A 21,774-nucleotide genomic window follows, 5' to 3' on the forward strand; every position below is an offset into this window, starting at 1 on the left:
AACCTCCTACTTATTTGAAACTAACTCTTTGTTAATGAAACCTTTACTTGTTTTAATTATTAATTTATCAAATATCATAAATAATGACGGTAAAACAAATATAACTACTATCATACTTATGATTGCTCCTCTTGCCATTAAGTTACATAATGAACTAATCATATCGATATTAGAATACATACCTACACCGAATGTAGCTGCGAAGAAACTTAAAGCACTAACTATAATTGACTGCATGGATTCTGTAAGTGCCTTTGTAATGGCTTCCTTCTTACCTAATCCTGAGTATCTTCCATTCTTATACTTTGTTGTCATAAGAATTGCATAGTCAACTGTTGCACCTAACTGAATTGTACCAATTACGATTGATGCAATGAATGGCAATGTTGTTCCTGTGTAATACGAAATACCCATATTCATACAAATAGCCGCTTCAATAACTGCTACCAAAATGAATGGTAATGAAATTGATTTAAATACGAATAATATAATTACAAATACCATTGCAATTGAAAGTGCATTAACTACTTTAAAATCGGTATCTGTTGTTTCAATTAAGTCTTTAGTACAAGGTGCTTCACCTATTAACATTCCATGCTTGTCATAACTCTTTATTATTTTTTCCAACTGAATACACTGTTCATTTACTTCATCTGAAGCCACCGCATATTCAGAACTAATTAATAAAAGTTCATATTTATCATTAATCAAATCTTCTGAGAGATTCTTTGGAATGATATCTCTTGGTATTGACGGACTTAATATTGAATCAATACCTAATACTGTTTTAACTCCATCTAAGTCTTTCATCTGATTAATCATCTTATTTGCATCTGCCTGTGAAAGACTGCTGTCTACCATTGCGATATGAGTTGCACCCATTGCATACTGTTCATCCATCTTAGTATTTGCTGTAATACTTGGAAGTGTCTTTGGTAATGAACCAACTAAATCGTAGTATACTTTGTTGTTCTTGTAACCAAATACTGCAGGTACTAATAATATTAAGAAAATAATTATGCAAATAGCTCTTCTCTTAATAACTGTCTTACCAATTCTACCTACATCAGGGATAATTGGTTTATGTCTTGTCTTCTGAACAAATTTATCAAAGATTAAAAGCATTGATGGTAAAATTGTTACACATCCAATTACACCGAATACTACACCTTTTGCCATTACCACACCAAGGTCTAAACCTAATGTAAATGTCATAAAGCATAATGCAATAAATCCGGCAATTGTTGTTATTGAACTTCCTGTTACTGAAGCAAGTGTTTCACTAATTGCATTTGCCATAGCCGTATTATGATCATCCGGCGTCTTTTCACACTGTGCTTCATAACTGTGCCATAGGAAAATTGAGTAGTCCATTGTAACAGCCAACTGAAGTACTGCTGTTAACGCTTCTGTTAAATATGACATTTCACCTTGAATGAAATTTGTACCAAGGTTATAAACAATTGCCATACCAATTCCAAGTAAGAAGAATAATGGTGCTGCTGCTGAATCCATTGTTAACTGTAAAATTATAAGTGAAAGGATTGCTGCGATAATTACATAAATTGGAATTTCATGCATTACCAAATCTTTAATATCTGTAACTACAGACGACATACCACTTATATAACAATCTTTAGATGCAACTTTTCTTAATTCTTTTACTGCATCCATTGTTTCATCTGAAGACATTGATGAATCATATAAAACAATCATTAATGTGCTGTCAGCATCTTTATTATTGAAAAATTCCCGGATATCATTTGGAAGAACATCCATTGGAACTGTAAGACCTGCAATTGAGTCATACCAGATAACTGATTTTACATGTTCAACTTTCTCCATGTCCTTTCTCATTGCTGATATATCTTTTTCATCCATTCCTTCAACTACACATAAAGAAAAGGCTCCTGTTCCAAATTCATCTAACAGAATATCCTGTCCTTTCATAGTTTCCATATCCTGTGGTAAATAGGATAAAATATCGTAATTAATTCTTGTTGTTATAAAACCAAATGCAGAAGGTATTAATAAAAGTAAACTGATAACAAATATCAATACTCTGTATTTAACAACTTTTTGTCCGAATTTTTTCATTCTTATCACTTCACCTTTCTTATTTTTCTGCACTCAGTATAAAAAAAAAGACCGAATACTTAAATATTCAATCTTTTTTCCATGTCTCTTTTAAATATACAAATCTGTCAATTTGTATATTTGATTTATTCAACTGTAATATCATTGTATTTTACATCTGACACAAAATTTTAACATTAAAAGAAATCTGTCATCTGCTTAGTCATCATATATTCATACGCTGCTGCAATTTCTCTTGGTGGGATATTCATCCCTGACTTTATCCATTCTATAACGATATAACACATAGACTGCGCATAAAACTGTGCAACCCTCTCATACGTAATCCACGGATGAGCCTTATCCATCTTAGGTCCCTTTTTCTCCATAATTGCAAGTAGTATCTGTCTTACACAATCCTCTGCAATGCTCTGCAATGAATTCTGTCCTTCTAACTTTACTGCATTCATATAAAAAGGCTTGTCCTTTTCTAATGATGTAAACATTAAAACAACCGCTTCATTAAACATACCATTCTCAATTAACGGAGCTGCCGGCCTTATAATCTGCTCCATAACTATCCATTCTATCAGTTCATATTTATCTTGAAAATGATTATAAAATGTTGGTCTGATTACTCCTGCTTTATCCGTAATATCTTTTATGGTTATTTTTTCGATAGGATGTCTACTTGCAAGTTCCTTGAAACTTTCTGCCAACGCTAAATCAATTGCCTGCTTTCCCTGTCCTGTCATATTCTCCTCCTAGTGTTTCACACGCATTCTCTGTTCACTCTCTCCATAATATTCACAACTATGGCTTAGTATAACACGTTTCCACTTTTTTTCAACCTGTGTTATAATTATAAAAATAGTAAAATTATACGATTTAATCATATATTTACGGAGGATTTTAAAATGAATAAAATAACAAGTTTTACAATAAACCACCTGAAATTATTACCGGGTGTCTACGTTTCAAGAAAAGATAAAGTAGGCGATAATGTTCTTACAACATTTGACCTTAGAATTACCCGTCCAAATTATGAACCTGTTATGAATACTGCCGAAATTCATACAATAGAACATCTTGGTGCAACTTACCTTAGAAACAACTTTGAGTGGGGTGATAAAACTATATATTTTGGACCAATGGGATGTAGAACAGGTTTCTATATGATTCTTGCCGGAGACCTCACTTCTAATGATGTATTGCAGCTTGTAAAAGATATGTTCCTATTTATAAAGAACTATGAAGGTGATATTCCGGGTGCAAGTGCAAAAGACTGCGGAAATTATCTTGATTTAAATTTATATATGGCTAAATTTATTGCTGCAAAATATTATGACATTTTATCAAATATTACTCCTGAGCAATTAGTTTATCCTGAATAAAATATATTGTTATATATAACAAAGACCCTCTTACCTTATTTAATAAGAGGGTCTTTACTATTACTATTTTAATTTCATTAATTTACAATTTTCTATACCTGCATCCCAAAACTTGCTTAAAGGAAGGTTTCTAATCTGACACACAATACTTGAATTCATTGCTCCATGCCCTACAATAAGAACATCTTTTCCTTCATTTAAATCAGGCATAACAACTTCTTTAAGGAATTCTCCTGTTCGTTTAAACAACTCATAAAATGTTTCGCCTTCCTTAACTCCTTTGTATTTTTCAGGTTCTTTAAAAAATGTACGAATAGGACTATCTGTCGCTTTCGCCGGATTTTCCATTCCTTCATATATTCCAAAGCTCATCTCTCTTAATCTCTCATCATATATAATAGGAACATTTCTTCCTTCAAGAACTAATTTAGCTGTTTCTTTCGCTCTTACTAAAGGTGAACAATAACATACATCAAAATTAATATCTTTATATTTTTCCCCGGCAATTTTTGCCATCTGTCTTCCTTCTTCATTTAATGGTATATCTGTTCTTCCCTGAAGTTTATGTAATTCATTCCATTCAGTTTTTCCATGTCGCATTATGTAAAGCATTTTTGCCTCCTAAACTATGCTCTTCCTTCCGGTAATTTCTTTATGATTGTATTATAAATCCTTATTAAAAATGTAAGTGATACTGCCAACGAAATAATTTCTGCAATTGGGAATGACCACCATACTGCATGTAATCCGCCTACTTTTGCAAGAATATATGCTGCCGGTACTAAAACAAATAACTGACGCATAATAGAAACTATCATACTAAATACCGCTTTTCCTAAAGCCTGAAATACTGTTCCCGCAACGATACAGAACCATGCAATTAAGAAATGAATTCCTATTATTCTAAGTGCCGGTATACCAATTTCTAACAGCTGTTGTGAAGAATTAAACATTCCAAGAAGTACCTGTGGTATTGCTTCAAATGCTATAAATCCAACAAACGTCAGACAAAATGCTACTGCCATACTTAATTTAATGGTATGAATCATACGTTTTCTCTGCTTTGCTCCATAATTATAAGCAATAATAGGTGTAATTCCGTTGTTCAATCCAAATACAGGCATAAAGAAGAAACTCTGTAATTTGAAGTAAACACCAAAAACAGCCGTTGCCGTCGGTGAAAATTCTATTAAAATGCGGTTCATGCAATATGTCATAATTGAACCTATTGACTGCATAATAATAGATGGAACACCTACTGCATATATTGTTCCAATAATTTTTAAGTCCGGTTTAAATCCTTTAAAGCTTAATTTAACATCATGATTATATTTATGATTACATGCGGCTGCCACAATTCCTGCAACACACTGTCCAATAACTGTCGCAATCGCCGCACCTGTAACACCCATTTTTGGTGCCCCAAATAAACCGAATATTAAAATAGGGTCTAAAATAATATTAGTTACTGCACCTGTAAGCTGTGATGTCATGCTGAAAATAGTTCTTCCTGTTGATGTTAATAAACGTTCAAAGAAAAACTGTGTAAATAACCCAAATGAGAAAATCATAACTGTACTCAAATATTCAATTCCCATTTCCATTATTTCAACATCTGCATTGCCAATCTGACTTAAATAAAAAGGTTTAACAACACTAAATCCTAAAATCAAGAATAAAATATAACTTAAAATATATAATACTGCTGCATTTGCCGCCGTGTCATTTGCCTTTTTAAAATTCTTTTCTCCCAATGACTTTGATAATAAAGCGTTCATACCAACTCCGGTACCTGCTCCCACTGCAATTAACAATGTCTGTAATGGAAACGCTAACGAAACTGCTGTCAACGCATTTTCTGACAATTTGGCAACAAATATACTATCCACAATATTGTACAATGCTTGAACAAGCATTGATACCATCATAGGCAATGACATATTAAAAATCAGTTTACCTACAGGCATTGTTCCCATTTTATTTTCTTCTTTTACTTCTGTTGCTATTTCCTGACTCATTTTTCCTCCAAGCTGCTATCTCATGATTATTAAAATATTAAGTATATAACAATCTATAATAATTCTAGTTTAATAATTTTTTAGTTCCAATCGAGTACTATAACACAAACCTTTTTAATAGACAACTATTTTAATTACAGCCAGTACAAACAAGTGAACCGGATAGAAAAGGTAGAAAAACCATTTCCATTTATATTTTCCTCTTTTTTCATTATAAAAGGCAATAGGAATAACACTTAAACTTCCAAGCCATTGAATACCCAAAGAATAAAATCCCATATTAAATACCATATTTCCAATTGCTTTTCCTATATGATATTCTCTAAATGTATAGAAAAAGAATATAAGTAAAATTCCTGTATAACTGTAAGTAACCTTTAGCATATATGCAAGTCCCATAGCGCCAAATACAGCAATTAACTGGGTAATCCAATTTAATGTACCAAAACTAAATACTTTTAATAAGATTTTTGGATATCTTATTCTAAACATTGATATATTATATAAAATCCATATCATTATATAGCCTATAAGCAGTCCTACCATTACGCTCTGACCTAATAGATTTATAAAATGTCCATGTATCATATCGTAAGGTACTTCCGAAACAACAGCAAATAGCAAAAGCCTATATAAATGTTTTTTCTTATCTCTTGTGTGATAAAATCCTTCAACAAGTAAAAAGCAATATATAGGAAAACTCAATCTTCCAATACTTCTCATTACCATATATAAACTACTGCCTTGCGCTAAAAAAGCCATAGCAATATGGTCAATAAGCATAGTCACTACAGCTATAATTTTTAAGGCAAATGAGGATAGTCCATATTTATCCAAATCAATATACATCCCCATTCCTTTTTTATTTAATTCCTGAAAATTCATAGATTATGTATAAGCCAATTACACTAAATTGTAATTGGCTTTTCCTTTCTAGTATTATTTTGCAATTAAAATTGCCACACTCCTTGGTTGGGCAGTAAATATTCTGTCACCATCGTAAGCTGTATTTGAATCAGTTGTGCATAATAATTCCCATTTTTTCTTTTTTCTTGCTGATGGGATTCCAAATTTCTGTGGTTCCCAATGCATATTATAGGCTACATACACATCTGCCTCTTCGTCTCTTCCTGCCTCCATGGCGTATACTCCGCAATACATAGCAGAAAAATGTCTGTTAATATGTGCGAAATCCGGATACCACGCTTTACTTCCATGATATGACATATCCGGAAGTCCATATGATTTATAGTCCATTAATCTTAATTCTTCAGGCATGTGTAAAATCTTATGTTCTTTTCTAAACTTTATCATTGCCTTTGTATATGCAAATATTTCTTTTGCACATGCATTAGTATTCCAGTTTGTCCATGAAATTTCATTGTCAAGACAATAAGGATTGTTGTTTCCCTTCTGAGAATTGCACATCTCATCTCCTGCATAAATCATCGGTACTCCCTGACTAAGTAATACTAATGCCAAAGCATTTTTCATCTGCTTCTTTCTAAGATCCATTACCTTTTTCTTACGGGTTTCACCTTCAAATCCACAATTCCAGCTATAATTGTATACTGCACCATCATTGTTATTTTCACCATTGTCTTCATTATATTTTCTGTCATATGAAACCATGTCAAACAATGTAAATGTGTTATGATTTGCCACATAATTTACATAGGCTACTCCCGGTGGATTTGCCTTAATCTTATATGAAATGGTATTAATCATATCCTCATCCCCTTTAAGGAATCTTCTTGCTGTCACCATAAAATCATCATTAAAATTAGCAAGGTTCTTTATTTCAGGTCTGTCATTATAAAAATCAGTATCTGCAGCAAAACTATATGTAAAAATCTTTGTATCTGATAACAAATTATCCGTCTGAATCATCTTCATAACCGCCGGCTCACAATTTGCATGAATTCCATCTATGTGATAACTCATAACCCAATAATGAAGGCAATCTAAAATTAGTGTTGGATTCGTTCCTTCCGGGAAGAAAAATTCCATTGAAACTTCTATTCCGTTCTTATGAAGTTCCTTTACCATATATTTAAATTCATCTACTTCACTGCCTGATTCCTTAGCATAAGCGTAAGAAGCCTTTGGAGAAAAAATATATCCATCGGTATATCCCCAATAATTTAATTTTTCATTAGGAATACTAAAGCTACCTTTCATTGACGTCGGCTGTTTTTCAACATATACTTCATTAAATTCATATGCCGGCATAAGTTCTATCATTGTAATTCCAAGTTCCTTTAAATACGGAATCTTATCTACAATTCCAAGATATGTTCCCGGATGCTTTGACTTTGCACTCTTATGCTTTGTAAACCCTCTTACATGCAAACGATATATTATTGTTTCATCAAATGGATGATGCAATGGGCCATCACCTTCCCAATCATAATCATCATCTATAATTGTTCCTCTTAAATTTTGTGGCTGTACTCCCCATTCTTTCTTTCCTGAAAGCGACTTTGCATATAAATCAGTTACAATATTTCCATCAACAATAAAATTATAGTCGTATTTTCTATAATCCAAACCTTCTACTGACATTGCATGAACATTGCCTATAACCTGAGAAGCCTCAAATGATAATTGTTCTTCTTTTCCTGTCTCTCTGTCATAAAGAATCACTTTACACTGACTTGTATTCTTTGCGGTAATTGCAAAATTAACTTTATTTCCAATTACGCTTGCCCCCATTATTAAAGGGTTTCCTCTTGTGATTTTTATATTAGTTATATCCATGCTGCCTCCTTGATTTGCTGACCATTTTTATCATAAAAATCTGTAAGTAAACTTAAGCTTTTGTTGTTTACGCAATACATTATTGCTTATTACAGACCCTAATACAAATGTAATTATATCATAGTAAAAATATAAGAGAAACCTTGAATTTAATTTTACATCCTTATAATTTTATTTTTCATTGTCACAATTGCTATTTTTCAAAATTTTATTTTCCTATTTATATGTATTTTTCACCGTTGCTTTAATAGATAAAAACTGATATACTCTAATTTACGGAAAATTTTTGAGTATTATAAATTCATGAGAGGTAATATTAAATGATAAGTACAAGTAATGTTTCATTGAGATTTGGCAAGAAAGCCTTATTTGAAGACGTAAATATTAAATTTACACCGGGTAACTGTTACGGATTAATTGGTGCTAACGGTGCCGGTAAATCAACATTTTTAAAAATTCTCACAGGTGAACTTGAGCCAACAAGCGGTGAAGTTATTATAACTCCGGGTGAGCGTCTTTCATTCTTAAAGCAGGATCATTTCCAGTATGATGAATATACTGTTCTTGATACTGTTATTATGGGTAACCAGAGATTATACGAAATTATGAAAGAAAAAGATGCCATTTATGCAAAGCCTGATTTTAGTGATGAAGATGGAATCCGTGCTTCAGAATTAGAAGGTGAGTTTGCAGAAATGAACGGATGGGAAGCTGAAAGTGATGCCGCTACTCTTTTAAATGGTTTAGGTGTAGATACAGAATACCATTACAGCACAATGAAAGATTTAAACGGTAATTTAAAGGTTAAAGTATTACTTGCCCAGGCATTATTTGGTAACCCTGATATTCTTCTTCTTGACGAACCTACAAACCACTTAGACTTAGATGCTATCGGATGGTTAGAAGAATTCTTAATCAATTTTGACAACACAGTTATTGTTGTATCTCATGACAGATACTTTTTAAATAAAGTCTGCACTCAGATTGCAGACATTGATTATGCTAAGATTCAGCTTTATGCCGGAAACTATGATTTCTGGTATGAATCAAGCCAGTTAATCGTTAAGCAGATGAAAGAAGCTAACAGAAAGAAAGAAGAAAAAATCAAAGAATTACAGGACTTTATTCAGCGATTCAGTGCTAATGCTTCTAAATCAAAACAGGCAACATCAAGAAAACGTGCTTTGGAAAAAATCGAACTTGACGACATTAAGCCATCAAGCCGTAAATATCCATACATTGATTTCCGTCCTGCCCGTGAAATCGGAAATGAAGTATTAACTGTAGAGCATTTATCAAAAACAATTGACGGTGTTAAAGTGTTAGATGACATTTCATTTGTAGTCGGACACGAAGATAAAATTGCTTTTGTTGGTTCTAATGGACTTGCAAAGACAACATTATTCCAGATTTTAGCCGGAGAAATGGAACCCGATGAAGGTTCATATAAATGGGGAATTACAACTTCTCAGTCATATTTCCCTAAGGACAACACAAAAGACTTCGATTGTGACGACATCATTGTTGACTGGCTGACACAATATTCTGAGATTAAAGATCCTACATACGTAAGAGGATTCCTTGGAAGAATGTTATTTGCCGGCGAAGACGGTGTTAAGAAAGTTAGAGTTTTATCCGGTGGTGAAAAGGTTAGAGTTATGTTATCAAAGCTTATGATTTCAGGTGCTAATGTTTTAATTATTGACGAACCTACTGACCATTTAGACATGGAAAGTATTACAGCACTTAACAACGGATTAATCAAATTCCCTGGCGTATTATTATTCTCTTCAAGAGATCATCAGGTAGTTCAGACAACAGCTAACCGTATCATTGAAATTGTAAACGGTAAATTAATCGATAAAGTTACTACTTATGATGAATATCTTGAAAATGACGAAATGGCAAGAAAGCGTACTGTATATACAATGGACGGTCAGGATTCTGATAACTAATTTAGTATTACTACGATATATTGTTAAATATCATTTTCATTACAATTCATATTACTTTTATGATGTAATAGAATGGAGAATATTATGAGACCTGCAACTATAATGTTGCCTCCCGGAGATATGGAGGCAATAGGAATTATAGAATTTGTTCACGGTATGTGTGAACACCGTAATCGTTACAACCATGTACTTAAATATTTCAGTGATAAAGGATTTATCTGTGCAATTGCAGATATTAAAGGACACGGAGAAAATGTTCTTACTCCTGACGACTATGGATATTTTGGCGAAGATGGTTACAAGGGACTTATTCAGGATATTGACGACTATACTACATTTTTAAAAAGAGAATACCCTAATCTTCCATTAATTTTAATTGGTCACAGTATGGGTTCTCTTCTTGTAAGAGGTTACATTAAGAAACATTCAGAGAAGATTGATGCTTTAGTTGTATGTGGTTCACCATCTGAAAATTCATTTACAGAATTAGGTAAAATTCTGATTCGCGTTATGGAGGTTTTTGTTGGAAACAGATACAGAAGTCCTTTTATTTCAAGGATGTTAAACGGACCATTTGAAAAACCATTTAAAAAAGATGGAATTAAAAACGCCTGGTTATGCAGTGACCTTTATGAGGTTGACAAATATAACAAAGACGAAAGATGTGGATTTGATTTCACACTAAACGGCTACTACTCATTATTTTCTTTAATGCAGTATGTCTACAATAAAGATGGCTATAAAAATAAAAACCGTGATTTAGAAATAATGTTTATCTCCGGTGATGATGATCCTTGCAAAATTAACGATAAGAAATTTAAAGAATCCGTACTTCTTTTAAAGAAAAGAGGATTCCAGAATACTTTTTCAAATACCTATCCCGGCATGCGACATGAATTGTTTAACGAACCCGATAGAGAAGAAGTTTTTAAAGATATTTTAAAATTTATAGAAATTAAACTTGGAATTGAAACTTCAAGAGAATAGAAATCTATCACATCTGAAAGAGAAAGATTGTTTCATCTGAAATTATATTTCTCTGTTAAAAGCCAGCGTTTCAATACGCTGGCTTTTACTTTATTTATGTCTCAATACTTTTATATCAAAATAAAGAGAAACTAATATGAATTATTTACAATTTATAATTTGATTAGGCTATATACTAAAATCATCCAACAGTATTTTTACCATTCGAGGATTTTCTCTTTATGTTTACTATTTAACTTTGATTTCCTTAGTTGTGAATTTTCCATATACTTTCTCGCCATTAACCTTTTTATATGCATTAACAGTAAAGTAATATTTCTTTTCACTCTTTAATTTTTTCTTTCTGTAACTTGTTTTCTTAGCTGAAACACTCTTTAGTTCCTTCCAAAGACCTTTCTTTGATGTCTTATAGTAAATAGTATAACCACTAGCACCTTTTATCTTTCATATTCTAAATAGATTGTAGTGTCGGTCGCACCCTGTTGTTTCAACTCTCGAACCTGTCTGTTAATGTCCTGTAATTCCTCATTCGTAGAACATCTTGCATATCCGTAAATCATTAAAAACACCTCTCTCATAATAATGTGTTCGCGTATTATAAGATATAAATGAAAAGATTTCAACTGTTTCGTTTATAGATTTCGGGTATCTTAATAGTTCTTAATAGTTTCGTAACATCTTCTCATGGGTAGAAAAAATATAAACGGAAAGAGATGTTTTATTTTATATAGATTGCAAAACAAAATCCCCAAACAGCGATTTGCTCTTTGAGGATTGTCTTTCAAACATACAATTATTGTTTCTTAATGTACTCATCAATCTCCTTATAAAAATCCATTGCCTTTTCATATTGTTCTCTGGCATCTGTTGCTGATACAATAAAAAAGTCTGCATAATCTGTGTTGTTTCTTATTTGAAATGCCTGACTTAAATACTTTGAATATTTAACATCAAATACTCCCGTTTTGATATAATTCTTTTGAAAATAAGAAATTACACCAGCATGTTTCGAAAAATCCTGTCCATCTAATGCTAATATTGCTCTAACGGAAGTAAACATTGCATAATATGACCTGCCAATAGAATCTTTAAATTGTCCATTATCCAATAACAGTTTTGCAGACTCCAATCTTTCCTTTGCCATTTTCATACGATATTTCATTAAATCAATTCTGTTATCAGGCACTTATCTCCACTCCCTCTCTGTCAATATTCCTATAATATGGTAAATCGTTCTTATACTTCATGTATTCCTCATATGGAATGACAGTTGGTGATACGATTGTTTCATATTCTAATTCCAAATCTGATGAAGCATCCCATACCCGAACTAGTTGTTTTTGTAACAACTCCCGGTTTCCATTTACAATCGCAACAATATCAATATCTGAATCCTTTTCATAATCTCCTCTGGAATATGAACCATATAAAATCACTTTCACAATATTATCACCATATACCTCACGATACACTTTCACTATTTTTTTCAATATAATCTGAAGTTCATTTTGAGTACACATAAATATTACCTCATTTTTAATCTATTGCTATGCATGGTTATCTGCTCTTTTATCTTTATTATATGTATAATCTTATGGAAAATCAATCAAATTATTACTCTACTAAATAATATGTTCCTTGTATATTAGCATGAAAAAATAAGCATGTCCAAATAATTACAAATCATTCAAACATGCTTATATATTTAACTATTACTATATATTCCTTATCCATGCATTTGCCAAATCCATCCAGCATTCACATTCCTTCACTACTCCATATCCGTCAGAACTCATTGTAAGTTCTCCTGCTGTTCCGATTCCATGTGCTCCACCTGCAAACACATGTAATTCTGTAGGTATATTATGCTGTCTTAATGCTGTCGCAAACATTAGTGAATTTTCTACAGGTACTGTCTCATCATCAAAGCAATGCCATATAAAAGTCTGTGGAGTATCATTGTTCACATATTTTTCCATGGACATTTTATAATTAAGTTCATCAAATCTGTCTCCTAAAAGGTTTTCTATTGATTCCTTATGTCCATATTTACCTGATGATATAACCGGATAACACAAAATCTGTGCATTAGGTCTGCATACTTCATTTCCATTTGCCCTGTTATTTGTAAACTGTGCTTTATTCCATGAATTTCCATAACTTGCAACCAAATGACCACCCGCTGAAAATCCACAGATAATTATCTTGTCTGCATCTATGTAATATTTATCTGAGTTTTCCCTAAAATACTTAACAGTTGCTGCTAACTGTAATAATGCTGTTGGATAAACTGCCGGTTTTACCGAATATCTTAATACTGCAGCATGATATCCCATAGCCATGAATTTTAAAGCAATTCCTTCAGCTTCTCTATCAGACGTCATCTCATAACCGCCACCCGGACATATAATAATCAATGGTCTTAATCTTCCATCGTACAATTCTTCTGAATTGCCAATCATATATGTAGTTATCTCAGCTGTTGGATGATGCTCCCCTATCTTTACACTAATCTTTTTGTGTATCATATTCTTTCCTTTCCCTTTGAAAATTCAAAGTTTTTTCATCCGTCATAAAATTATATTTCTAATAATTTCCTAAAATCTGCATATTTAACGCCTCTGCATTAATACCACTTAAAGCATTAACAACTCCCGGCTGGTCTGATTTTCCTTCAAATTCAACGTAAAATCTGTATTCCCATTTCTTTCCCGGAACCGGTCTTGATTCAATTCTTGTCATATTCAAATCATTATAAATAATATGTGAAAGCATTGTATACAATGAACCACTTTCATGCGGCATTTCAAAACTTATACATATATTATTTGCTTCACGTCTTGCAATCTTTCTACGGCTTACTATTATGAACTTTGTTGTATTTATACTGCTTTGATTTACATCTTCAGCTAAAACTTCTAATCCATATAGCTTAGCTGCATTTTTGCTTGCAATACATGCTCTTGTATTATCTTTTTCCTGAGATATAATCTGTGCCGCAATTGCAGTATTAGCACAATTTACTTTATTCCATCCGTATTCATCAATAAATTTGCTACTTTGCATTAACGCCTGTGGATGAGAATAAACTTCTTTAATTGTTTCTAAAGTTGTTCCTTTTACCGCACTTAAACAATGGCTGATTTTTACATCAAATGAATCAACTATATAATTTTCAAATTCAACCAGTAAATCATATACATCTGTTACAATTCCTGCTGTTGAATTTTCAAATGGAAGTACAGCATAATCTGCAACTCCATCTCTTACTTCTTTCATTGCCTGTTTAAAAGCAAGTACATTGTGGTATGTAGCATTGTCACCAAAATAACTCATAGCTGCCTGCTGACTGTACGCTCCGTCAATTCCCTGATATACCACCTTAACATTTTCCATAGGAAGTTTACTTATGATATCAAATCCTATATCATTATTTATTCCTTCTTCTGTTAAAAGCTTATACTGAAGTTTTCTACTCATTGACATTATTTGCTCAAATAATTCTTCAATGCTATGAGCATAAAATTCATCTGAAGCCATAGATTTAAGAACTGCGATTTTTTCCAATTCTCTTTTTCTGTCTAATACAGGCTTTCCTGTATAAAGTTTATACTCTGCAACTTCCTTGCAAAGTTCCATTCTCTCTTCAAATAATTCTATAATCTGTTTATCTACGCGATCAATCTCGCCTCTTGTTTCTTTAAGATCTAACATAATAGTACCTGCTTCTCTATGATTTATTTTCTCATTGCACAGCCCTGACATCCTGCACATCCCGAATTAACATTTTCTGACTGTCCTCTTAATTCATCTAAAAGCTGTTCTGCTGTCTTTTTACTTATTGGATTTATTGCATATGGCGCAATCTGTACTAATGGTTCTAACACAAATTCCCTTTTATGCATTTCTCTATGTGGAATAAACAAATTGCTGTCTGCAACTATTTCATCATCATATAAAACAATGTCCACATCTAATGTTCTTGGTCCCCAGTGAATTTCTCTTGTTCTGTTAGCTGATGCCTCGATAGCATTAACAGCCTTCAATAATTCCTGTGGAGAATATAATGTTTCAATTTCAACACATCCGTTTAAGAAATCATCCTGTTCTACCGGACCATAAGGCTTTGTCTGTATAAACTTGGAAATTGCTCCTACTTTACAGTTTTCATCATCATATAGCATATCTACAGCCTGATTAAGATATCCCTCTTTATCACCTATATTTGAGCCTATGCTAAGATATGCCTTATGCCACTCTCTGCTCACACTTACAGCCACATTTCCAAATGGTAATTTAATAGGGGCATTTGGCTTATTTATAGTAAAATCTACTTTTCTTATTTTCGGAAATTCTTTTAATAATGCCCTTGTTGTCTGCTCAGCAACTGCCTCAATTAAATCAAATCTGTTTTCAGTTAAAAACTTATTTATAAATTTACATGCTTTTGCATAATTAACCGTATCCTCTAAATCATCGCTGAGTCCCGGTGTCATTACATCTGTATACAGATTAGCATCTACATAAAATTTCTGACCATCTCTCTTTTCTTCTTCATTGCATCCATGATATGCGAATATCTCAAGTTGCTCTATTCTAATAATGTCCATAAATACTCCATTAATATATTTAAAATTAGATTAATCTTCTATAATAATAGTGACATAAATATAATGCCGGGATCAAAAACCTCAACTTTGATGTCACTTTATTTCTTATTCATTTACATTAAATATTATCTTATCTTTGTTTGCAAATAGCCTGAGCCATCAAAAGTGCCTGATAATTATCTCTTACATCATGTACTCTGAATATTCTGCAACCTCTTTCATATCCGATAACAGTTGTAGCACATGTTCCAACACTTCTTTCAGGTGCAGGAATATCTAATGTAAGACCGATAACTGATTTTCTTGAAGTTCCAAGAAGCACAGGGAATCCAAGATTTACTACCTTGTCACATTCATTAATAATCTGAAGATTATGTTCGTATGTTTTACCAAAACCTACTCCCGGATCAAGCACTATCTGGCTGTCATTTACACCGTTTCTTCTTCCTATATCAACACTTTCTTTTAAGTCATTTAATAAATCTTCAACGTAATTATCATATTCTGCTTTAGGTCTGTTATGCATTACACATGCTGCAACATCTGTTCCTGCTATTGATTTTGCTACTTCCTCATCATATTTAAATCCCCAGATGTTGTTAATCATATCTATTCCGGCTTTCACACCTGCTTTGGCAACATTTCCTTTGTAAGTATCAAGAGATACTGCTACATCAAAATTATTTTTTATTGCTTCAATAATAGGTACAGTTCTTTCTATTTCCTCTTCGTCACTTATCTTTGTGTATCCCGGTCTTGTAGATTCTCCACCTACATCTATTATCTTTGCACCATCTCTAATCATCTCTTCTGTATGCTTTAAAGCTCTGTCTATTGAATTAAATTTACCACCATCTGAAAATGAATCCGGTGTTACATTTAAAATTCCCATAATAACAGGTTCGTTGTCTAAATCAAAATAATATTTTCCTATTTGCATTGTAAAACTCCCATAATTTCTCTTTTCAATTCTTTATCTGCATTAAATTCACCTCTTGAAGCAATTGTAATGGTTTTGCTTCCCGGCTTTTTTATTCCTCTTGCTGACATACACATATGCTCAGCTTCAACTAAAACTAATACACCCTTTGCATCCAAATATTCCATAAGAGCATCTGCTATCTGATTAGTCATCTGTTCCTGAATCTGAAGTCGTCTTGCATACACTTCGACAGTTCTTGCAAGTTTGCTTATTCCTACCACTTTTCCATTTGGAATATACGCTATATGTGCCTTACCGTAAAACGGCATTAAATGGTGTTCGCAAGTTGAATAGAATGTAATGTCTTTTTCAATAACAACATCACTATTATCACACGAAAATGTTCTTGCTAAATGTTCCCCGGGATCCTGATTCATCCCTGAAAGCAGTTCCTCATACATACGTGCCACACGGTTTGGAGTATCCACTAACCCTTCTCTTGTTACATCTTCTCCAATACCCTCTAACAATAATGTAATCGCCTGCTCAATTTTTTTCTTGTCAAACATGTCAATCTCTCCTTCCGGCTTTAACTGTTTGCGTCATTAATAATATTTTTCAAATCACCTAAGTACGATAAGGAACCAAAAGCAAGTATCATATCTATTTCATTATTTCTGTACAATTTTTCTGCTTCCTTTACTGCTTCTTCTAATGTTGGTTCAAATATCACATTCTTATTAGAATCGGCAACCGCCAAAGCTAACGCTTTACCATTAAGTGCTCTTTTATTATCTGGCGTAATTGTAAAAATCTTTTTGGCTAAACCTGCTACAATTTTTATTTCCTTACTGTAGTCCTTATCCGCCAACACTCCCATTATAAAGGCTATTCTTTTATTTGTAAAATACATTTCTATAGATTCTTTAAGCTTAACTGCCGCTCCAGGATTATGAGCACCATCAATTACAATAAGCGGAGACTCATTTATTATCTCCATTCTTCCAGGCCATTTTGCATTCTTCATTCCTTCTATTATATTTTCATCCGAAATATTATACCCTTTATTTCTTAAGACTTCTAACGTTTCAATAGCTGTACAGGCATTAATTAACTGATATGCTCCCATCATTGATATTTTAATAGACAGTTTTGTATCATTTGCCGTTACATAGTCAAATGAAGTTATATACCCATCTATCTTTATGTTGTAAGGTTCATTTGCTACAACAACTTTGCTATTTTTAATTTCTGCCTTAGACTTTATAACATTTATTATGCTTTCATCCTGATTTGCCACTACTACATCACTGTTTTCTTTAATTATTCCAGATTTAACCCTGGCAATCTCTTCTATAGTTTCTCCTAAAAACTGCATATGATCCAGACTAATCGATGTTATAACACTGCATAATGCTTCCTTTTCCACATTGGTTGCGTCTGTCTCTCCACCCATACCTGTTTCTATCAAAACTATGTCACAAGGCTTGTTTGAAAAATATAAATAAGCCAACGCTGTTTCAACCTCAAACGATGTAGGGTGGTGCTTTCCTTTTCTTACCATTCTTTCACAAGCCATATTTACCGTTGTTATATATTTTGCAAATTCTTCTTCAGTTATATTTTTCCCATCAAACTGAATTATTTCTCTATACTCAAATACTGCCGGAGAAGCATATCTGCCAACATGATACCCTGCCTGTAAAAGCACATTCTGTACAAATGTAAAAACTGAACCTTTTCCGTTTGTTCCCGCAACATGAACTATTTTCACTTTATCCTGAGGATTTCCAAGTTCACCAAGCAGTGTTTTTATAGTATCTAATCCTAATATGCTTCCATATTTTGCAGTTTCTTCAACAAATTTTCTTGCTTCACTATAATTCATAATCTTCTCTCTTTTATATCTAATCTTATTCTATATTTTGCATTTTTCATAATAAAGGTTTCATAACAAAAATTACATTTTCTATACAATAAAAGTTGCAGCAAATATGCTGCAACTTTTATTATATCATATGATGTTGGGGTCAAAAGGTGTTCTGCCCCTATGATACACGGATTTCTTCGCACTTCGTGTTCCCGAAATCCTAAATACATTCTAAGGTGTAGAAGTTGTTTCTACTGCACTTGTAGTCTCTGCAACTGTGCCTGACTCCCCAGCCTGCTGTGTCGTCTGACTTTCATCTGCCTTAAGATACTCAGCTTTAAGATAGCCCTGCTTGTCACCATACTGTACCTGATACCATTCTCCTTCGTTATTTAAAACTGTAACAGCTTTTCCTGAAGGTACCTGTGTTATAATCTCAGCTTCTGTGCTGGCTGACTGTCTCAAATTTAATGTATCTGTAGTGTACATTGTAAGTACCGCCTGTGTTGTTTCTTCAACAGTAGTTGGTTCCTGAGTTGTTGTCTCTACCACAGGTGTTGTAGTAGGTACTTCATTCTTTTTCTTACTTCCTCCGGAAGCAATCTTTGAGATAATTATTATCAGAACAATTAAAACAACTAAAGCTATGCCACCAATCATAAAAACCTGATTTCTCTTTCTGATTTGTTCTTCTCTGGCCTGCTCAGCTCTTTTCTTTCTTTCTAAAATTCTCTGCTGTATCTCATCATCATAAGTTCTTGGCATATTAACTCTGCCTCCTTTTTAAGATGCAATTTATTCTTCTGCATCCTCTTCTTCTGCATAAATCTGTTCAAATACTTCTGCTACCATTTCATATTCTTCATCATCAGGTATAGATTCAATTGAAGGTGTTCCTTCTTCATCTTCATAATGACGATAAAATTCTACTGAAAAATCTGGCTTATCTTCTTCATAATCATCAGATACTGCTACATAATCCTGACCTTCAATCTCAAAAATGCCAATTACTTTGTAATCTACTTCTGAGCCATCATCAAATTCTATTGTTACATACATATCCATGTCATCTTCATCATCTTCAAACTGTTTTCCCATAGTTCACCTCTATTAATTATATTTTTAATACCACTACTTTATCAAAAACCGCCTAAAATTGCAATGCTTCTCCCACAAACTGCGACATTTGCATTGTATTTCCAAGATTTTGCCGCATTCCAAAAATGTGCAGTTTTTTCTTTGTTCTTGTCATTGCAACATAAAATAATCTTCTTTCTTCTTCAACTTCATCCTGTTTTATTGCCCTTGCTGAAGGAATAAGGCCCTGATTTGCATCAACTATAAAAACCACCTCAAACTCAAGCCCCTTAGCACTATGCATTGTAATTATATTTACTCCCTCACACTCTTTTGCCGTCTCATTATCCATTGCATGTTTCATCCATGCTTCAACTGTTTCATATTTCTGAGCATCATACTGAATTATATTTATTATATCTGATAATTTTGAAAATTTTATGCCCTTTTCTTTTGAATACTGTTGCAAATATTTTTCATAATTGCATCCGTTCTTTATATACAAAACACAGGCTTCCGGATTCATTCTTCTTATCATTTTAAAATGAAACTCTAAGTTTCTTATGTTATTCATTATCTCGTCATTATGCCCATATATCTTTTTCAGATTATAAAAATTCATATTATTGTCATTCATAACCTGTCTGCTTATATACCTCACAGGCTTATTCATAATTCTTACTAAATCTTCATTTTCACAAATAGGTTTATTTAAATCTGAATAGGCACATCTTACATACGATAATATATCTTTTCCCACCGAATTGTCGTATATGCTTTGTTTTTTCTTCTTTACGCTGGAATTAATCCTATAATCCGAAAACACATTTTTTATTGAAGGAATCTGGCTGTTATTTCTTACAAGTATTGCAATGTTTTTTAATTCAATTCCTGCCTTTTGATATTGATTTATTTTCTTTGCTATATATTCAAATTCTTCTTTTTGATTGTAAAATATCCTCACATCAGGTTTATTTATATCTTTAAATTTTTTATTTGCAATAATTTTTTTACTAAATCTTTCTTTATTATTTTCAATGAGACTTAACGACATCTGTAAAACTTCCTCCGGACATCTGTAATTGATGTTTAATAAAATTTCTTTGCAATCAGGAAAATCCTTCTTAAAATCAAACATCAGCCTTGGTACAGAACCCCTGAATCCATAAATTGCCTGGTCATCATCCCCTACTATAAAAACATTATTTCTCGGAGTTATTAACATTTTTATATTTTCATACTGCATTTTATTAATATCCTGAAACTCATCTATTAATACATATCTATATTTATCCCGCCATTTTTGTAATGCTTTTTCATCATTTTTAAATATTTCATTACATATAATTACCATGTCATCAAAATCTATTTTATTATTTTCCCGCAATTCGCAATTATACTCAGCATAAATTCTGTCAAATTCTTCCTTTTTGCACACTAATGATTCATATTCATCTAAAGGTATTCCATTTCCCTTAACTTTACTTATTTCTCCGATTATACATCTTGTAAACTCCATCAAATCATTAGTCTGTACTTTTAATCTGGCAACTATCTCCTTGATAATATCTGCCTTATTCTGCTCTGTTAATATCGAACACTTTCTTCCATTACTATCTTGTATAATCCTATAAAATATACTGTGAAATGTTCCAAATGAAACAGGATAAGTTATTATTTCGTTTCTATTACTATCAGATTCATTCATCAGATTCGTAAATCTTTCCTGCATTTCTACTGCTGCTGCCTTCGTAAATGTAACTACAAGAATATTATCAGGACTTACTCCTTCCTCTATAAGTTTCTTTGTTCTTCTGGTAATTACCGTTGTTTTTCCACTGCCAGGACCCGCTAATACTAATGCAGGTCCATCAATATGATTTATTGCCTCTAACTGACTTTCATTAAACATATGTCACCTTTCGCGGCATCTCTCTTTTTAGATGGTATCATATTGTATATATTCTTTCAACAGTAATTTTGCCTACTTATTTTTTGCCGAACTAAAATCCATATCCAAAAAAGCTACTATCACACCATGCGGTAATGATAATAACTTTTTATTAGTTTTCGACTTTTTTATATTTTAGTATATGCTTTATTAT

Annotated in this window: 21 protein-coding genes; 3 read left to right on the top strand and 18 right to left on the bottom strand. The window is 32.6% G+C overall.

Translation table 11 applies throughout. The features are described 5' to 3' along the window. Positions 1-6 precede the first annotated feature (6 nt). Both ABMA45_RS08110 and ABMA45_RS08115 read right to left on the bottom strand, forming a co-directional pair. Positions 7-2,097, bottom strand: coding sequence for an efflux RND transporter permease subunit (locus ABMA45_RS08110; RefSeq protein WP_022089390.1), 2,091 nt, complete (start codon positions 2,095-2,097; stop codon positions 7-9). A 176-nt stretch (positions 2,098-2,273) separates the two neighbouring features. After that, positions 2,274-2,831, bottom strand: a complete 558-nt coding sequence (locus tag ABMA45_RS08115) for a TetR/AcrR family transcriptional regulator C-terminal domain-containing protein (protein ID WP_022089391.1) — start codon at positions 2,829-2,831, stop codon at positions 2,274-2,276. A gap of 162 nt (positions 2,832-2,993) precedes the next feature. On the opposite strand from ABMA45_RS08115, the gene ABMA45_RS08120 reads away from it, so the two are divergent. Beyond that, a complete protein-coding gene (locus tag ABMA45_RS08120) occupies positions 2,994-3,470 on the top strand; it encodes an S-ribosylhomocysteine lyase (protein WP_022089392.1) in 477 nt (158 codons plus the stop codon). Between the two features lie 63 nt (positions 3,471-3,533). Here the strand turns inward: ABMA45_RS08120 and ABMA45_RS08125 are convergent, their stop codons facing one another. The 4 genes from ABMA45_RS08125 to ABMA45_RS08140 all read right to left on the bottom strand — a co-directional run bounded on the left by ABMA45_RS08125 (position 3,534) and on the right by ABMA45_RS08140 (position 8,248). Beyond that, positions 3,534-4,082, bottom strand: coding sequence for a histidine phosphatase family protein (locus tag ABMA45_RS08125; protein WP_022089393.1), 549 nt, complete (start codon positions 4,080-4,082; stop codon positions 3,534-3,536). A gap of 14 nt (positions 4,083-4,096) precedes the next feature. Beyond that, positions 4,097-5,488 carry an MATE family efflux transporter gene (locus ABMA45_RS08130; protein WP_022089394.1) on the bottom strand — a complete coding sequence of 464 codons (1,392 nt, stop codon included), beginning with the start codon at positions 5,486-5,488 and terminating at the stop codon, positions 4,097-4,099. Positions 5,489-5,602: 114 nt separating this feature from the next. After that, positions 5,603-6,337, bottom strand: a complete 735-nt coding sequence (locus ABMA45_RS08135) for a TraX family protein (protein WP_022089395.1) — start codon at positions 6,335-6,337, stop codon at positions 5,603-5,605. Between the two features lie 90 nt (positions 6,338-6,427). Next, positions 6,428-8,248, bottom strand: a complete 1,821-nt coding sequence (locus tag ABMA45_RS08140) for a glycogen debranching protein (RefSeq protein ID WP_022089396.1) — start codon at positions 8,246-8,248, stop codon at positions 6,428-6,430. A gap of 320 nt (positions 8,249-8,568) precedes the next feature. Between ABMA45_RS08140 and ABMA45_RS08145 the strand changes: the two genes are divergently transcribed. Together ABMA45_RS08145 and ABMA45_RS08150 are read left to right on the top strand one after the other, a co-directional pair. Beyond that, complete coding sequence (locus tag ABMA45_RS08145) at positions 8,569-10,203, top strand: ABC-F family ATP-binding cassette domain-containing protein (RefSeq protein ID WP_022089397.1); 1,635 nt, start codon at positions 8,569-8,571, stop codon at positions 10,201-10,203. Between the two features lie 72 nt (positions 10,204-10,275). Next, on the top strand, positions 10,276-11,190 hold the full coding sequence (locus ABMA45_RS08150) for an alpha/beta hydrolase (protein WP_348030119.1): 915 nt from the start codon (positions 10,276-10,278) through the stop codon (positions 11,188-11,190). Positions 11,191-11,627: 437 nt separating this feature from the next. Here ABMA45_RS08150 and ABMA45_RS08155 read toward each other — a convergent pair whose 3' ends face one another. From ABMA45_RS08155 to ABMA45_RS08210, 12 genes are all read right to left on the bottom strand, one after another. Further along, complete coding sequence (locus tag ABMA45_RS08155; protein ID WP_022089399.1) at positions 11,628-11,750, bottom strand: recombinase family protein; 123 nt, start codon at positions 11,748-11,750, stop codon at positions 11,628-11,630. A 233-nt stretch (positions 11,751-11,983) separates the two neighbouring features. Then, positions 11,984-12,376 carry a HEPN domain-containing protein gene (locus tag ABMA45_RS08160; protein ID WP_022089400.1) on the bottom strand — a complete coding sequence of 131 codons (393 nt, stop codon included), beginning with the start codon at positions 12,374-12,376 and terminating at the stop codon, positions 11,984-11,986. Further along, positions 12,369-12,710: a nucleotidyltransferase domain-containing protein gene (locus ABMA45_RS08165; RefSeq protein WP_022089401.1), complete on the bottom strand. Its 342-nt coding sequence runs from the start codon at positions 12,708-12,710 to the stop codon at positions 12,369-12,371. Before ABMA45_RS08165 ends, ABMA45_RS08160 begins: the two co-directional genes overlap by 8 nt. A 195-nt stretch (positions 12,711-12,905) precedes the next feature. Further along, the gene (locus ABMA45_RS08170; RefSeq protein WP_022089402.1) at positions 12,906-13,718 is read right to left on the bottom strand and encodes an alpha/beta hydrolase; all 813 of its coding nucleotides are present in this window, start codon (positions 13,716-13,718) and stop codon (positions 12,906-12,908) included. A 58-nt stretch (positions 13,719-13,776) separates the two neighbouring features. Further along, positions 13,777-14,904, bottom strand: a complete 1,128-nt coding sequence (locus tag ABMA45_RS08175) for a bifunctional chorismate mutase/prephenate dehydratase (protein WP_022089403.1) — start codon at positions 14,902-14,904, stop codon at positions 13,777-13,779. A 23-nt stretch (positions 14,905-14,927) separates the two neighbouring features. Continuing rightward, positions 14,928-15,800, bottom strand: a complete 873-nt coding sequence (folK, locus tag ABMA45_RS08180) for a 2-amino-4-hydroxy-6-hydroxymethyldihydropteridine diphosphokinase (protein WP_022089404.1) — start codon at positions 15,798-15,800, stop codon at positions 14,928-14,930. A gap of 130 nt (positions 15,801-15,930) precedes the next feature. After that, a complete protein-coding gene (gene folP / locus ABMA45_RS08185) occupies positions 15,931-16,740 on the bottom strand; it encodes a dihydropteroate synthase (RefSeq protein WP_022089405.1) in 810 nt (269 codons plus the stop codon). Then, positions 16,731-17,291 (bottom strand): GTP cyclohydrolase I FolE, encoded by a 561-nt coding sequence (folE, locus tag ABMA45_RS08190; protein WP_022089406.1) that lies wholly within the window; start codon positions 17,289-17,291, stop codon positions 16,731-16,733. Before folE ends, folP begins: the two co-directional genes overlap by 10 nt. Positions 17,292-17,311: 20 nt before the next feature. Further along, positions 17,312-18,610 (bottom strand): bifunctional folylpolyglutamate synthase/dihydrofolate synthase, encoded by a 1,299-nt coding sequence (locus tag ABMA45_RS08195; RefSeq protein ID WP_022089407.1) that lies wholly within the window; start codon positions 18,608-18,610, stop codon positions 17,312-17,314. A 213-nt stretch (positions 18,611-18,823) separates the two neighbouring features. Beyond that, positions 18,824-19,357 carry an SH3 domain-containing protein gene (locus ABMA45_RS08200; protein ID WP_022089408.1) on the bottom strand — a complete coding sequence of 178 codons (534 nt, stop codon included), beginning with the start codon at positions 19,355-19,357 and terminating at the stop codon, positions 18,824-18,826. Between the two features lie 30 nt (positions 19,358-19,387). Continuing rightward, a complete protein-coding gene (locus ABMA45_RS08205; protein ID WP_022089409.1) occupies positions 19,388-19,690 on the bottom strand; it encodes a DUF1292 domain-containing protein in 303 nt (100 codons plus the stop codon). 52 nt (positions 19,691-19,742) lie between these two features. Then, positions 19,743-21,581, bottom strand: a complete 1,839-nt coding sequence (locus ABMA45_RS08210; protein WP_022089410.1) for an ATP-dependent helicase — start codon at positions 21,579-21,581, stop codon at positions 19,743-19,745. Between the last annotated feature and the right edge of the window lie 193 nt (positions 21,582-21,774).

Origin of the sequence: Eubacterium sp. CAG:156 (genome assembly GCF_000434315.1) — a bacterium.
Taxonomy (GTDB): Bacteria; Bacillota; Clostridia; order Lachnospirales; family Lachnospiraceae; genus Eubacterium_U; species Eubacterium_U album.

Coding starts and splice junctions, on each gene's coding strand:
- ABMA45_RS08110 (WP_022089390.1), bottom strand. CDS start 2,097: ATGAAAAAATTCGGACAAAAAGTTGTTAAATACAGAGTATTGATATTT.
- ABMA45_RS08115 (WP_022089391.1), bottom strand. CDS start 2,831: ATGACAGGACAGGGAAAGCAGGCAATTGATTTAGCGTTGGCAGAAAGT.
- ABMA45_RS08120 (WP_022089392.1), top strand. CDS start 2,994: ATGAATAAAATAACAAGTTTTACAATAAACCACCTGAAATTATTACCG.
- ABMA45_RS08125 (WP_022089393.1), bottom strand. CDS start 4,082: ATGCTTTACATAATGCGACATGGAAAAACTGAATGGAATGAATTACAT.
- ABMA45_RS08130 (WP_022089394.1), bottom strand. CDS start 5,488: ATGAGTCAGGAAATAGCAACAGAAGTAAAAGAAGAAAATAAAATGGGA.
- ABMA45_RS08135 (WP_022089395.1), bottom strand. CDS start 6,337: ATGTATATTGATTTGGATAAATATGGACTATCCTCATTTGCCTTAAAA.
- ABMA45_RS08140 (WP_022089396.1), bottom strand. CDS start 8,248: ATGGATATAACTAATATAAAAATCACAAGAGGAAACCCTTTAATAATG.
- ABMA45_RS08145 (WP_022089397.1), top strand. CDS start 8,569: ATGATAAGTACAAGTAATGTTTCATTGAGATTTGGCAAGAAAGCCTTA.
- ABMA45_RS08150 (WP_348030119.1), top strand. CDS start 10,276: ATGGAGAATATTATGAGACCTGCAACTATAATGTTGCCTCCCGGAGAT.
- ABMA45_RS08155 (WP_022089399.1), bottom strand. CDS start 11,750: ATGATTTACGGATATGCAAGATGTTCTACGAATGAGGAATTACAGGAC.
- ABMA45_RS08165 (WP_022089401.1), bottom strand. CDS start 12,710: ATGTGTACTCAAAATGAACTTCAGATTATATTGAAAAAAATAGTGAAA.
- ABMA45_RS08170 (WP_022089402.1), bottom strand. CDS start 13,718: ATGATACACAAAAAGATTAGTGTAAAGATAGGGGAGCATCATCCAACA.
- ABMA45_RS08175 (WP_022089403.1), bottom strand. CDS start 14,904: ATGTTAGATCTTAAAGAAACAAGAGGCGAGATTGATCGCGTAGATAAA.
- folK (WP_022089404.1), bottom strand. CDS start 15,800: ATGGACATTATTAGAATAGAGCAACTTGAGATATTCGCATATCATGGA.
- folP (WP_022089405.1), bottom strand. CDS start 16,740: ATGCAAATAGGAAAATATTATTTTGATTTAGACAACGAACCTGTTATT.
- folE (WP_022089406.1), bottom strand. CDS start 17,291: ATGTTTGACAAGAAAAAAATTGAGCAGGCGATTACATTATTGTTAGAG.
- ABMA45_RS08195 (WP_022089407.1), bottom strand. CDS start 18,610: ATGAATTATAGTGAAGCAAGAAAATTTGTTGAAGAAACTGCAAAATAT.
- ABMA45_RS08200 (WP_022089408.1), bottom strand. CDS start 19,357: ATGCCAAGAACTTATGATGATGAGATACAGCAGAGAATTTTAGAAAGA.
- ABMA45_RS08205 (WP_022089409.1), bottom strand. CDS start 19,690: ATGGGAAAACAGTTTGAAGATGATGAAGATGACATGGATATGTATGTA.
- ABMA45_RS08210 (WP_022089410.1), bottom strand. CDS start 21,581: ATGTTTAATGAAAGTCAGTTAGAGGCAATAAATCATATTGATGGACCT.